This is a genomic window from Cellulosimicrobium sp. CpK407 (genome assembly GCF_051844275.1).
GTDB classification, from domain to species: domain Bacteria; phylum Actinomycetota; class Actinomycetes; order Actinomycetales; family Cellulomonadaceae; genus Cellulosimicrobium; species Cellulosimicrobium cellulans_G.
In genome coordinates, this window is sequence record NZ_JBGNYC010000083.1 from 1 (window position 1) to 13248 (window position 13248).

General features: G+C 71.2%; 9 protein-coding genes, 2 pseudogenes and 1 riboswitch. Of the genes and pseudogenes, 3 read left to right on the forward strand and 8 right to left on the reverse strand.

The window, feature by feature from the left end:
* The first annotated feature begins 101 nt into the window (after positions 1-101).
* From ABWU78_RS20535 to galK, 3 genes and pseudogenes are all read left to right on the forward strand, one after another.
* A complete protein-coding gene (locus tag ABWU78_RS20535) occupies positions 102-875 on the forward strand; it encodes a DeoR/GlpR family DNA-binding transcription regulator (RefSeq protein ID WP_253050915.1) in 774 nt (257 codons plus the stop codon).
* A gap of 54 nt (positions 876-929) precedes the next feature.
* Positions 930-2132 (forward strand): annotated as a pseudogene (gene galT / locus ABWU78_RS20540) (galactose-1-phosphate uridylyltransferase); the annotation flags it as partial.
* A gap of 156 nt (positions 2133-2288) precedes the next feature.
* Positions 2289-3455, forward strand: a pseudogene (galK, locus tag ABWU78_RS20545) (galactokinase); the annotation flags it as partial.
* 21 nt (positions 3456-3476) lie between these two features.
* On the opposite strand, the gene ABWU78_RS20550 reads toward galK, so the two are convergent.
* The 8 genes from ABWU78_RS20550 to mmsA all read right to left on the reverse strand — a co-directional run bounded on the left by ABWU78_RS20550 (position 3477) and on the right by mmsA (position 13115).
* A complete protein-coding gene (locus ABWU78_RS20550; protein WP_439159357.1) occupies positions 3477-4343 on the reverse strand; it encodes a hypothetical protein in 867 nt (288 codons plus the stop codon).
* 50 nt (positions 4344-4393) lie between these two features.
* Positions 4394-5395, reverse strand: a complete 1002-nt coding sequence (locus ABWU78_RS20555) for a DUF262 domain-containing protein (protein ID WP_439159358.1) — start codon at positions 5393-5395, stop codon at positions 4394-4396.
* Between the two features lie 136 nt (positions 5396-5531).
* The gene (locus ABWU78_RS20560; RefSeq protein WP_439159359.1) at positions 5532-6335 is read right to left on the reverse strand and encodes an exodeoxyribonuclease III; all 804 of its coding nucleotides are present in this window, start codon (positions 6333-6335) and stop codon (positions 5532-5534) included.
* A 102-nt stretch (positions 6336-6437) separates the two neighbouring features.
* Complete coding sequence (locus ABWU78_RS20565; protein ID WP_439159360.1) at positions 6438-7853, reverse strand: MFS transporter; 1416 nt, start codon at positions 7851-7853, stop codon at positions 6438-6440.
* An 86-nt stretch (positions 7854-7939) separates the two neighbouring features.
* Complete coding sequence (locus ABWU78_RS20570) at positions 7940-8821, reverse strand: bifunctional methylenetetrahydrofolate dehydrogenase/methenyltetrahydrofolate cyclohydrolase (RefSeq protein ID WP_353707875.1); 882 nt, start codon at positions 8819-8821, stop codon at positions 7940-7942.
* Positions 8818-10107, reverse strand: coding sequence for a serine hydroxymethyltransferase (gene glyA / locus ABWU78_RS20575; RefSeq protein WP_253050911.1), 1290 nt, complete (start codon positions 10105-10107; stop codon positions 8818-8820). Before glyA ends, ABWU78_RS20570 begins: the two co-directional genes overlap by 4 nt.
* 81 nt (positions 10108-10188) lie before the next feature.
* Positions 10189-10298, reverse strand: a riboswitch (ZMP/ZTP riboswitch).
* An 82-nt stretch (positions 10299-10380) separates the two neighbouring features.
* Positions 10381-11553, reverse strand: coding sequence for a multiple monosaccharide ABC transporter permease (mmsB, locus tag ABWU78_RS20580; protein ID WP_253050910.1), 1173 nt, complete (start codon positions 11551-11553; stop codon positions 10381-10383).
* Positions 11550-13115 (reverse strand): multiple monosaccharide ABC transporter ATP-binding protein, encoded by a 1566-nt coding sequence (gene mmsA, locus ABWU78_RS20585; protein ID WP_253050909.1) that lies wholly within the window; start codon positions 13113-13115, stop codon positions 11550-11552. The genes mmsB and mmsA overlap by 4 nt, the downstream gene beginning before the upstream one ends.
* Positions 13116-13248 lie beyond the last annotated feature (133 nt).

The following is a 13248-nucleotide window of genomic DNA, read 5'->3' on the forward strand; positions in this document are numbered from 1 at the left end:
CGCCGGGCGACCCGACGTCGTCGGCCTGCGCGCAAGCAACCCGATGTTTGGTCGTGTTCGATCGTGTTGGATTTCTCGGCGATGTGGACAATACTGGTCGCATGCTCGCCTCACAGCGCCAGGAGCGCATCCTCGCGGAGATCCGGGACCACGGCGCGGTCCGCATCGGCGACCTGACCCGAGAGCTCGGGGTGTCGGACATGACGATCCGGCGCGACCTCGTCGAGCTCGCCGACCAGGGCCTCGTCCGCAAGGTCCACGGGGGCGCCGTCGCCCCCCACACGACCGCGCACGAGCCCGGCTTCGCCGCCAAGAGCTCGCGCGAGGCCGCGGAGAAGGAGGCCATCGCGACGGCCGCCGCCCGGCTCATCACCGCGAACGCGTCGGTGGCGCTCAGCGCCGGCACGACGACGCACCTGCTCGCCGCCCGTATCGCCGCGGACCCCGCGCTGCGCCCTCTGACGGTCGTGACGAACTCCCTCCCGGTCGCCGAGATCCTGCACCGGGCGAACGACCCGCGCCTGGAGACGATCCTCACCGGCGGCAGCCGCACCCCGTCCGACGCGCTCGTCGGCCCCCTCGCGGAGGCCGCGCTCGCGGGCCTGCGCGTCGACCTCGCGTTCGTCGGCGCGCACGGTGTGGACCCGGAGATCGGGCTCACGACGCCGAACCTGGACGAGGCCGCGACCAACCGCGCGCTCATCGAGTCCGCGGGCCGCACCGTCGTCCTCGCCGACCACACGAAGTGGCACACGACCGGCCTGCGCGTCTTCGCGACCTTCGCCGACGTGGACGTCCTCATCACCGACGCCGGTCTCGCCGAGGACGAGCGCGCGCGTGTGCAGGACCTCGTCGAGCAGCTCGTCGTCACCTGACGGCGGACCGCAGCCGCCTCCTCCCCACCGCACCGCGATCGGAACACCGCACGCATGAACCCCCACCTGCGCCGCACCTCGACCCGCCTCGCCGACGGCCGCGAGCTCGTCTACTTCGACGACTCGCCCGCGTACGTCTCGGGTGAGCGCTCACGTCGGCTCGACGACCCGCGGCCGCTGCCCGACCGGTTCGCCCCGGTGCCCGGCCCCGACGGGACCCCGCGCCCGTACGTCGGCCCCGAGATGCGCCGCGACCCGCTCACGGGCGACTGGATCCCGCTCGCCGCGCACCGGATGAACCGCACGTTCCTCCCCGCGGCCGACTCGTGCCCGCTGTGCCCCGCGCGTCCCGGTGCGGCGTACTCCGACGGCGAGGTCCCCGACACCGACTACGACGTCGTCGTCTTCGAGAACCGCTTCCCGTCGCTGCAGCGCGTCCCCGGTCTCGAGGACGCCGTCGTCGAGGACGCGCCGCTCCAGGTCCACGCCCCGGCCGCGGGCCGGTGCGAGGTCGTGTGCTTCTCGAGCGACCACGGCACGTCGTTCGGCGCGCTCTCGCCGCAGCGCGTGCGCACGATCATCGACGCGTGGGCCGACCGCACGGCCGCCCTCGGGGCCGAGCCGGGCGTGGAGCAGGTCTTCTGCTTCGAGAACCGCGGGCAGGAGATCGGCGTCACGCTGCACCACCCGCACGGGCAGATCTACGGCTACCCGTACGTCACGCCCCGCACGCGCGCGCTGCTCGACGAGGCGCGCGAGCACCACCGCCGCACGGGTCGCAACCTGCTGCGCGACGTGCTCGACTCCGAGCTCGCGGACGGGCGCCGCGTCGTGCTCGAGACCGAGCACTGGGTCGCCTACGTGCCGTTCGCGGCGCGCTGGCCCGTCGAGGTCCACCTCGCCCCGCGACGCGACGTGCCCGACCTGCCGGCCCTCACCGACGCCGAGCGCGACGACCTCGCGACCGCCTACCTCGAGCTCCTGCGCCGCCTCGACCGGTTCTTCGAGACGGCCGACGGCGACCCCATCCCGCTCCCCTACATCGCCGCGTGGCACCAGGCGCCGGCGCACGAGGGCCGCTCCGTCGCGGACGGGGGCACGGACGACGTGACGCTCGCCCGGCTGCACCTCCAGGTCTTCTCCGTCCTGCGCGCGCCGGGCAAGCTCAAGTACCTCGCCGGCTCGGAGTCCGGCATGGGCGCGTGGATCAGCGACACGACGCCCGAGCGGATCGCGGCGCGGCTCCAGGAGCTCGCGCCGTCGAGCGCGGCGCGCGGGTGGGTCCGCTCGTGGTCCGACGACGACGGCGCCGCCCGGGCTCGCGCGGTCTTCGCCACGGCGTTCGGCGCCGACGCGGCCGACGCCCGCGCCGGTGACGGCACCGGCGGCGAGCACGAGGACGACGTCCACGTCTGGGCGGCGCCCGGTCGCGTCAACCTCATCGGCGAGCACACCGACTACAACGCGGGCCTGTGCCTGCCGATCGCGCTCCCCCACCGCACGTACGTCGCGCTGCGCCCGCGCACGGACTCCGTCGTCCGGCTCGCGTCGGCCCAGGCGCCCGGCGAGACGTGGACGACGACGCTCGACGACGTCGCGCCGGGCACGGTCGCGGGCTGGGGCTCGTACGTCGCGGGCGTCGCCTGGGCCCTGCGCGAGCACCTCGTCGCCGAAGGCGCCGACCCCGGCGCGGTCACGGGCTTCGACGCGGCGGTCGACTCGAGCGTCCCGTTCGGCGCCGGTCTCTCCTCGTCGGCCGCGCTCGAGTGCGCGGTCGCGGTCGCGCTCGACGACGTCGCCGGGCTGGGCCTGGCTGCGACCGACGCCGGCCGCGCCGCCCTGGCCGCCGCGAGCGTCCGCGCCGAGAACGAGATCGCAGGCGCCCCGACGGGCGGCATGGACCAGTCCGCGTCCCTGCGCGCGCACGCCGGGCACGCGCTGCTCCTCGACTGCCGGCCCGGGCTCGACCCGGTCGAGTCCGCCGAGCAGGTCCCGTTCGACCTCGACGCCGCGGGCCTCGCCCTGCTCGTCGTCGACACGCGCGCCGAGCACCAGCTCGTCGACGGCCAGTACGCGGCGCGGCGCGCGACGTGCGAGGACGCCGCCCGCACGCTCGGGCTGGACTCCCTGCGCGAGCTCGCGCACGACGTCGCCGCGAGCGACGACCCCACCGGCACCCTCGCCGTCGCCCTGGAGAAGCTGCCCGACGACGTCGCGCGCCGCCGCGTGCGCCACGTCGTCACGGAGATCGGCCGCGTGCGCGACCTCGTCGCGCTCCTGCGCGACGGCCGCCCCGACGCGGTCGGGCCGCTCATGAACGCGTCGCACGCGTCGCTGCGCGACGACTACGAGGTCTCGAGCGTCGATCTCGACGTCGCCGTGGACGCCGCGCGCGTGGCCGGTGCCCTCGGCGCGCGCATGACCGGCGGGGGGTTCGGAGGCTCCGCGATCGCGCTGGTCCGCGCCGACCAGGTCGAGGCCGTCGCCGACGCCGTCCGCGCCGCCTTCGAGCGCGAGGGCCTCGGGGCCCCCGGGTTCCTCCTCGCGACGCCCTCCGCACCGGCCGAGCGCGTCGCCTAGAACGACATCTGCACCGCTCGCTCAAGCGAATGCCGGATACGACCACTCACACAGGCGACCCGAAGGCGCCGAAACAATCAGACACTCTGCGTTCTTGAGAGCCCGTGACCTTGCCAGTTTTATCGCGTCCTCGAGGGAAGCGGATCTCTTCACAGAACGTCCAGAGTCCGGAGCGAGCTCACTCCATCCCTTTGGGCCATGTACGACCCGTCGCATCTTGCTCGAAGCCGCTGAAGGCGGCGGAACCTGGTTCTGCGGGCTACTTGACCGAAGCGCATGGAAACCCATACACATCAGAAGATCAAACGAACAGGCAAAGTGAGCGACATTTCGTGGAAGCGTCAGTAGGTTTGGCAGCGGGAGTACAGCATCGGGTCGATGGGCTGCGTGATGACGAAACTCGGCGGATTCCTCAAAGATACCCTTTAGGCTGACGCGAGCCTGCTGCTGCCCTTCAATTCTCATCCAGAGGTGCGTGAGCTGAGACCACGCCTTCTCTTCCTTATAGCCCGCAAACGCCAGCAAGGGCGGAATGTCGCTTGCTTGGAGATTTGATCCCGTCCACCCCATCTGCAATGGATGGACGACCATCGCTGAGGTCGACAGCGATGCGACAGAATCGGCGACATCTTTTAGAAGCTGCTCGGCGGCCGCCGCCTCAGAGCCGACAAGTCTCTTCGCAAGCACCGCAACAAGTCGGCGGCCCAACGCCGCCGAGCCGATCGGGCTCTGCGACGGACTCATTCGCGTCGCAGTGAGTGCGGCCGCGTACTCGGTTGTCCGATCAGCGACGTACGCTTCGAGTGCAATGAAAGACTCAAGCGCCACCGAGCGCGACAATGCCGAGATCATGCCCGGACGTGTTTCGGCGCTGAGCGCGTCCAGCACCTCCTCCACCGCCGCTAGACGCTTCTCCAGCCTGTCTACGGCCGCCACGGTCAAGACTCCAATGCCGCGTGCAGCATATTCGTCATGGTTGCTACCCGATGATGCACGCGGCTCGGAGTGTTAGTCGAGATTCGAATTGCAGCATCGAAGTCCGGGTGCACTGAAACACTCTTTGTATAATCCAGGACCGTGCTTCTGCGCTTAGTGAGTGCATCTAGTTGCTCGTCGGTCAGAGAATCGACGGCTACGGTCTGGGCATCGTAGAGACCGCCGATCATTTGGTCACGCCATTGCCTGCCGTCGAACCGCTGAAAGGCGTGCTGACCCCAAAGTTCGCCGCAGTAGTGGAGGACTCTCAGAAATCGGCGGCGGTGACCCTTGATCTCTTCCACGCCGTCCAGCATGTGTCGCTGAGCACACGCGTCGAGCGCCAGCCTGAGATCTCCACCGAAGCGCCGCCAATCCTCACGCATGGTGAAGAAGCGCAGCACATATTCGACATCGGACATATCAGCGTACGCGCGTGAGTGCTCGTTTCGAATCTTGAGTTGCTGGCGAAGCAGCGGATGTTCCGCCAACTCAATCATCAGGTCGTTGAACCCGCTCGCTGCCGCAACATTCCGAACCTCCTGCGCGTTCAGCGGTTCGCCACCAGTGTTCAAACGCAAGAAGACCTCATACTTGACCCAAGGCTTTGTGTTGCGCATCACAATAACGGCGCGAATCGGTCGCATCGAAAGTGATCCTTGCACGTCGAGCGGCAGAGATGAGAAGTCTGCGCCCAGGAGCTCTGGAAGTAGTTCGATTCCAGATAACCGATACGAACCGCGCAAGAACTCAGATATCGCAGTTAAGCGCTGCTTTCCATCAATAACGGCGAAACGACCTCGCTCTTCTTCGGCGAGATAGACCGGGGGAACCGGAACATTGAGGATGAACGACTCTATTAGTCGACTCTGACGCTCACGATCCCAACGGTTTCTGCGCTGGTACTTCGGGTCGAGGTCCAGAGCGCCAGTCTGGGCGAGACTCGCAACGTTCATGAGTGCCATATCACTGGACTGAACGACCAGATCGTCTGGACCCCAGGAATCTGCATGGCCTCTTGAAGCCGCCGAAGGTCCAACTCGTCGTGCCACACTAGCCTCCGTTGATTGTGTATCGGTCGGATGCTAGCGGGTTTGGCGTTCAGACGTCGTAGGTGACGACGAGCGGCGCGTGGTCGCTCCAGCGCTCGTCGTGCGACGGCGCGCGGTCGACCTCGACCTTGACGGCGCGCTCCGCGAGCGCGGGCGTGGCGAGCTGGTAGTCGATGCGCCAGCCCGAGTCGTTGTCGAACGCGCGCCCGCGCCACGACCACCACGTGAACGGGCCGGGGCCCTCGCCGCCGTGGACGCGGCCGAGGTCGACGAGGCCGACCTGGTCGAGCCAGACGTCGACGTACGCGCGCTCCTCCGGGAGGAAGCCGGCGCTCTTGAGGTTGCCCTTCCAGTTCTTGATGTCGACGTTGTGGTGGGCGATGTTGAGGTCGCCCGCGAGCAGGACCTTCTCCCCCGTCGCCGCGAGCTCGCGCAGGCGCGCGGTGACCTTCTCGAGGTAGGCGTACTTCGCGACCATCGTCTCCGGCTGGCTCACGGTGCCCGAGTGGATGTACGCGGAGACCACGGTGAGGCGACCGCCGTCGGGCAGCTCGAGCTCCGCCTCGACCCAGCGGCCCGTGTCGACGGGCGGCTCCGGCTCGCCGGCGCCCAGCCCGACGCGCACCGCCGAGACGGGCAGCCGGGACGCGACGGCGACGCCGGCCCGGCCCTTGATGTCGCACGCCTGGTGCGCGACGTGCCACCCGTCGAGGAAGTCGTTCACGATCGAGTCGGGGGCGCGGACCTCCTGGAGCAGCAGGACGTCGGGCGTGCGGGACGCGATCCAGGCGTCCATCCCGCGACGGTAGGCGGCACGGATCCCGTTGACGTTGGCGGTGGCGATGGTAAGCAAGTGGGCTCGTCCTCCCTCGATGACGGTCGCGCTCGGCTGCCGGGACGGCCGCGGCACGTCGGCCATCCCATCACACGCCACCGACAGGACGGCTCCCTCTCGTCACGCGGGCGGCGTGGTCTCGCTCACCCTCACGAGGGCGACGCGGGCGGGCCGGAACGCGCCCGCGAGCACCGCCGACACCGCGGCGAGCACGGCGAGGACGACGAACCCAACCCGGAGGTGGTGGGCGGTCGCGAAGACGCCCGTGAGCACGCCGCCGAGCACCGCGCCCGCGTAGGTGAAGACGTTGAGGCGCGCGACCGCGCGGTCGGTGACCGTCGCGACGATCCCGGCGGGAGGTTCGACCGGCGCCACGCCCGCGTCCACGTCGACGAGCACGTCCTCGACGACCCGGTCGACCCCGCCGGCGTCCTCGACGCGCCCGCCCGGGGTCGCGGGCCCGGTGCTCACCGAGCCCGCCGCCACCGCCTCGCGGGCCCGGTCCCCGATCGCCGAGAAGGCGAGGGGCGCGACGACGCCGAGCCCGAGCCCGGTCGCCGCGAGGCCGAGCACCGCGACGGGCCAGGCGGGGGCCGCGGCCACCACGGCGAACCCGAGGGCGCCGAGCGTGCCGCCCAGCCGCACGACCCGTACCCGGCCGAGACGCTCGACGAGGCCGTCCCCGACGAGCCGCGACACGATGAGGGCCGCCTGGTACGCCGCGTACCCCAGGGGTGCGGCGGCGGCGCTCGCCGCGAGGACGTCGCGCAGGAACGTCGCGCTCCAGCTCGACACGGCCGAGTCGGCGACGGGGAACGCGAGCATCCCCGCGCCGAGGAGCGCGATCGTGCCCGCCGCGACCCACGGCACGGTCCCGAGCGCTCGCGCGCCGCGACCGTCGTCCGCCACCGCGACCGCTGCCGGGCCCGCCTCTGTCGGCCGCTCGGTGGCCGGAGTCCCGCCCGGGGGCACGGCACCCGGGACGGTGGAGGCGCCGTCGGGCAGCCGCAGCGCGAGCCAGCCGGCGCCCACGGCGACGAGCAGCGCCACGAGCGGGAGCGCGACCGGCTGACCGAGCCCGACGAGCGCGCTGCCCGAGACGGCGAGCGCACCCAGCACGCCCCCGGCGGCGTTGGCCGCGTAGAACGAGGCGAGCAGGCTGCGACCGTGCCCGCGCTCGACGTCGATCCCGAGCATGTTCATCGCGGCGTCGACGGCGCCGAGCGCGAGCCCGTAGAGCCCGATCGCCCCGAAGAAGACGAGCCACGACGGCGCGGTCCCGATGCCCGCGACCGCGACCGCGGCGAGCAGCAGACCCCCCACGACCACGGCCCGCGCGCCGCGCCGCGCCGCCACGACGCCGGAGAGCGCGCTGCCCAGCCCGGCGAGGACGCACACGCCCAGCACGACGAGCGTGACGACGTCGTCGCCCATGCCGAGCCGTTCCTTGTACCCGGGGATGCTCGTGAGCACCACCGCGAACCCGAAGCCCTGCACGGCGTACGCCGCCGTCGTCGCGATGCGCGCCCTCGTCACCCGCGCAGACTAGCGCCTGCAGGCAAGCCCGGGAACGCCGCAGGGCGCGGCCGCGGGACTGCCCACGGCCGCGCCCTGGGGCGTGCTCAGGCGGTAGCGCGCTCCGCCGCGTCGACGACGTTCGCGAGGAGCATCGCGCGCGTCATCGGCCCGACCCCGCCGGGGTTCGGCGAGATCCAGCCCGCGACCTCGGCGACGTCGGGCGCGGCGTCCCCGACGACCCGGCTCTTGCCGGTCTCCGGGTCGACCTCGCGCGAGACACCGACGTCGATGACGACGGCGCCGGGCTTCACCATGTCGCGCGTGATGATGCCCCGGACGCCCGCCGCCGCGACGACGACGTCGGCGCGGCGCACGAGCTCGGCAAGGTCCGTCGTCCCGGTGTGCGTGAGCGTCACGGTCGCGTTGACGGCCCGGCGCGTGAGCAGCAGGCCGATCGACCGGCCGACGGTCACGCCGCGGCCCACGACCGCGACCTCCTTGCCCGCGAGGGAGATCCCGTGCCGCTCGATGAGCTCGATGATCCCGCGCGGCGTGCACGGCAGCGGCGAGGTCACCTCCTCGTTGACGCGCAGCACGAGGCGCCCGAGGTTCGTCGGGTGCAGCCCGTCGGCGTCCTTGGCCGGGTCGATGAGCTCGAGCACGCGGTTGGTGTCGATGCCCTTCGGGAGCGGGAGCTGCACGATGTACCCCGTGCAGGCCGGGTCCTCGTTGAGGCGGCGGACCGCGGCCTCGATCTCCTCCTGCGTCGCGTCGCCGGGCAGGTCCTCGCGGATCGAGGACAGCCCGACCTCGGCGCAGTCGCGGTGCTTGCCCGCGACGTACCACTGCGATCCGGGGTCGTCGCCGACGAGGAGCGTGCCCAGGCCGGGCACGACGCCCTTCCCGGCGAGGACCGCGAGGCGGTCCTTGAGCTCGGCCTTGATGGTCGCGGCGGTCGCCTTGCCGTCGAGGATCTGCGCGGTCACTGGTGGAGGCCCGGGTACAGCGGGAAGTCGGCCGTGAGCTTCTGCACGCGGGCGCGCAGCGCGTCGGCGTCGGTCGCGGCGCCCTCGCGCAGCGCGGTCGCGATGATCTCGGCGACCTCGGTGAACTCGGCGTCGCCGAAGCCGCGGGTCGCGAGCGCGGGCGTGCCGATGCGCAGGCCGGACGTGACGCGCGGGGGGCGCGGGTCGAACGGCACGGCGTTGCGGTTCACGGTGATGCCGACCTCGTGCAGGAGGTCCTCGGCCTGCTGGCCGTCGAGCGCGGAGTGGCGCAGGTCGACGAGCACGAGGTGGACGTCGGTGCCGCCCGTGAGGACGGAGACGCCGGCCTGGGCCACGTCGGCCTGGGCGAGGCGGTCGGCGATGATGCTCGCGCCGCGCAGCGTGCGCTCCTGGCGGTCGCGGAAGTCGTCCGAGCCCGCGATCTTGAAGGAGACGGCCTTGGCGGCGACGACGTGCATGAGCGGGCCGCCCTGCTGGCCCGGGAAGACGGCGGAGTCGATCTTCTTGGCGTACTCCTCCTTGCTCAGGATGAAGCCGGAGCGGGGGCCGCCGATCGTCTTGTGCACCGTGGAGGAGACGACGTCCGCGTAGGGCACCGGGGACGGGTGCAGGCCCGCGGCGACGAGGCCCGCGAAGTGCGCCATGTCCACCCAGAGCTTCGCGCCGACCTCGTCCGCGATCTCGCGGAACGCGGCGAAGTCGAGGTGGCGCGGGTAGGCGGACCAGCCGCCGATGATGACGTCGGGGCGCGTCTCGAGGGCCTGCTTGCGCACCTCGTCCATCTCGACGCGGTACGACTGCGGGTCCACGCCGTACGCCGCGACGTCGTACAGCTTGCCGGAGAAGTTGATCTTCATGCCGTGCGTGAGGTGGCCGCCGTGCGCCAGCTCGAGGCCGAGGATCTTGTCGCCCTTGTTGATGAGCGCGTGGAGCACGGCCGCGTTCGCCGTGGCGCCCGAGTGCGGCTGGACGTTGGCGTGCTCGGCGCCGAACAGCTCCTTGGCGCGCGCGATCGCGAGGTTCTCCGCGATGTCGACCTGCTCGCAGCCGCCGTAGTAGCGGCGGCCCGGGTAGCCCTCGGCGTACTTGTTGGTGAGCACGGAGCCCTGCGCCTGCAGGACGGCGCGCGGGACGAAGTTCTCGGACGCGATCATCTCGAGGGTGTCGCGCTGGCGCGCGAGCTCCCCGTCGAGGACGGCCGCGATCTCGGGGTCGAGCTCGGCGAGCGGGGTGTCGAGGACGTTGTCGGCTGGCTGGGCGCTCATGGCGTCTCCTCCGCGGGTGCTTGGCAGTGTGTCGTCGGTGGTCACGTTCCCGGCTCGCCGGGTACGCCCCACCAGGGGGTGACCCGGGGCCCAGGCGAACGACCCGTCGTCTGCACAGCGTGTCGCTCCCCGGTGGTGATCCACCCTGCCCGGGCGAGTTCCACCGGGCGGCGCCAGTCGCGACGCGTCGATCCTAACCCACGTGCCGGCCGGCCGAGGGGGACGACGGCGCGCCGTCGGGCACGACACCCGACGACGCGCCGCCCGTCCCCGTCAGCGCAGGGACGCCCGGCGCTTGCTCACGAGGTCGAACGCGACCGCCGCGAGCAGCACCAGGCCCTTGATCGCCTGCTGCCACGCCGCGTCGACCGCCATGATCGACAGGCCCATGTTGAGCACGCCCATGATGAGTGCGCCGATCATGGCCCCCGAGATGCGGCCGATCCCGCCCGTCACGGCGGTGCCGCCGATGAAGCACGCCGCGATGGCGTCGAGCTCGTAGTTGACGCCCGCCGCCGCCACGCCTGCCCCGGCGCGGGAGGTCGTGATGACGGCGGCGACCGCCGCGAGCACGCCCATGTTGACGAAGATGCCGAAGTCGACCCGGCGCGCGCTGACCCCCGACAGGACGGCCGCGTGCCGGTTCCCGCCGATCGCGTAGACGTGCCGCCCGAACACGCTGCGGTTCAGGACGAACGAGTAGGCGATGATGAGCGCCCCCACGATGAGCAGCACGATCGGCGTGCCACCCGCGCTCAGGGCGAGCCAGTACGTGACCACGCCGATGAGCAGGGCCGCGACGACGATCTTGACGACGAACGCCGCCATCGGCTCGACCGACAGCCCGTGCTTGCGGAGCGACGTCCGCGAGCGCCACTGCGCGACCGCGAACGCGAGGATGCCGAGCACGCCGATGCCGAGCGTGACGACGTCGAGGTCACCGACGAAGCCGAACCAGTTGGGCACGGAGCCGTTGCTGATCTCCTTGAACCCCTCGGGCAGGCCGGCGACCGTGGTCCCGACGAGGACGATCGCGAGGCCGCGGAAGACGAGCATGCCGGCGAGGGTGACGATGAACGCCGGGATCCCGACGTACGCGACCCAGAAGCCCTGCCAGACGCCGACGAGCGCACCGACGACGAGCGACAGCGCGACCGCGACCAGCCACGGCAGGTCCCACTGGGTCATCATGATCGCGCACAGACCGCCGACGAACGCCACGACCGACCCGACGGACAGGTCGATGTGGCCGGCCACGATCACCATGACCATGCCGATGGCGAGCACCATGACGTAGGCGTTCTGCTGCACGAGGCTCGCGACGTTGTTCGGGTAGAGCAGGCGCCCGTCGGTGAGCACCTGGAAGAGCAGGACGATGACGAGCAGCGCCGCGACGATGCCGTACTGGCGGACGTTGCGGCCGAGGTACTCCCTGACGGCGTTCATCGGTCGATGACTCCCTTGTCCATGGTCATGTAGTGCATGAGGGTCTCCTGGGTCGCCTCGGCGCGGGAGACCTCGCCCGTGATCCGCCCCTGGCTCATCGCGTAGATGCGGTCGCAGATCCCGAGGAGCTCGGGCAGCTCGGAGGAGATCACGAGGACGGCCTTGCCCGCGTCGGCGAGCGCGTTGACGATCGAGTAGATCTCGTACTTCGCCCCGACGTCGATGCCGCGCGTGGGCTCGTCGAGGATGAGCACGTCGGGGTCCGCGAAGACCCACTTGCCGAGCACGACCTTCTGCTGGTTGCCGCCCGAGAGCTTGCCCGCGAGCGACTCGACCGTGGGCGCCTTGATCCGGAAGTCGCGGCGGTAGCGCTCCGCGACCGTCGCCTCCTCCTCACGCTGGACGAACCCCCAGCGGGCGACCTTGCCGAGCGCGGACGCCGAGATGTTCTCGCGGATCGTCTGGATGAGGTTCAGCCCGTAGCGCTTGCGGTCCTCCGTCGCGTAGGCGAGCCCGTGCGAGATCGCCTCGGCGACCGTCCGCGTGCGGACGGGGACGCCGTCCTTGTAGACCTGCCCGGAGATCCGCGTCCCGTACGCGTGCCCGAACACGCTCATGGCCAGCTCGGTGCGCCCGGCACCCATGAGACCGGCGAGCCCGACGATCTCACCGGCGTGCACGGTGAGGTTCGCGTGGTCGACGACGACGCGCTCGGTGTCGACGGGGTGGTGGGCCGTCCAGTCCTCGATGCGCAGCACCTCGCGCCCGACGGACGGCTCCCGTGCGGGGAACCGGCTCTCGAGCTCGCGACCGACCATGCCGCGGATGATGCGCTCCTCGCTCACGGGCTCCTCGCCGCGGAGGTCGAGCGTCTCGATCGTGCGGCCGTCGCGCAGGATCGTGACGCGGTCCGCGATGGCGGCGATCTCGTTGAGCTTGTGCGAGATGATGATCGAGGTGATCCCCGCCTCGCGGAACTGGTCGATGAGACCGAGCAGGTGGGCGCTGTCCTCGTCGTTCAGGGCTGCCGTCGGCTCGTCGAGGATGAGCAGGTCGACGCGCTTCGACAGCGCCTTCGCGATCTCGACGAGCTGCTGCTTGCCGACGCCGAGGTCCATCGCGAGCGTCGAGGGGTTCTCGTGCAGTCCTACGCGTTCGAGGAGCTGCGAGGCCTCCGCCGCGGTGCGGTTCCAGTCGACGACGCCCCCGCTCGCCTTCTCGTTGCCGAGGAAGATGTTCTCGGCGACCGACAGGAACGGGACGAGCGCCAGCTCCTGGTGGATGATGACGATCCCGCGCGCCTCGCTGTCGCGGATCCCCCGGAACTCGCACGGCTCGCCGTCGAGCACGATGTCGCCCGTGTACGAGCCGTGCGGGTACACGCCCGACAGGACCTTCATGAGGGTCGACTTTCCCGCCCCGTTCTCCCCGCAGATCGCGTGCACCTCGCCGCGACGCACCTCGAGCGTCACGTCCTGCAACGCCTTGACCCCGGGGAACTCCTTGCTGATCGCGTGCATCTCGAGGATGTTCCTCGTCTCGAGCACGTTCTCGAGAACCATCCCTGCTCCCGTCTCGTCACGGGCGCGCCGCGACGCGTCGTGCGGATCGTCCGGCCGCCCCGCGGGCTCGCGGGGCGGCCTGGCGGGGGGGGGGGGGGGGGGGGGGAAAGACCACAGCCGAAAACAGAACACC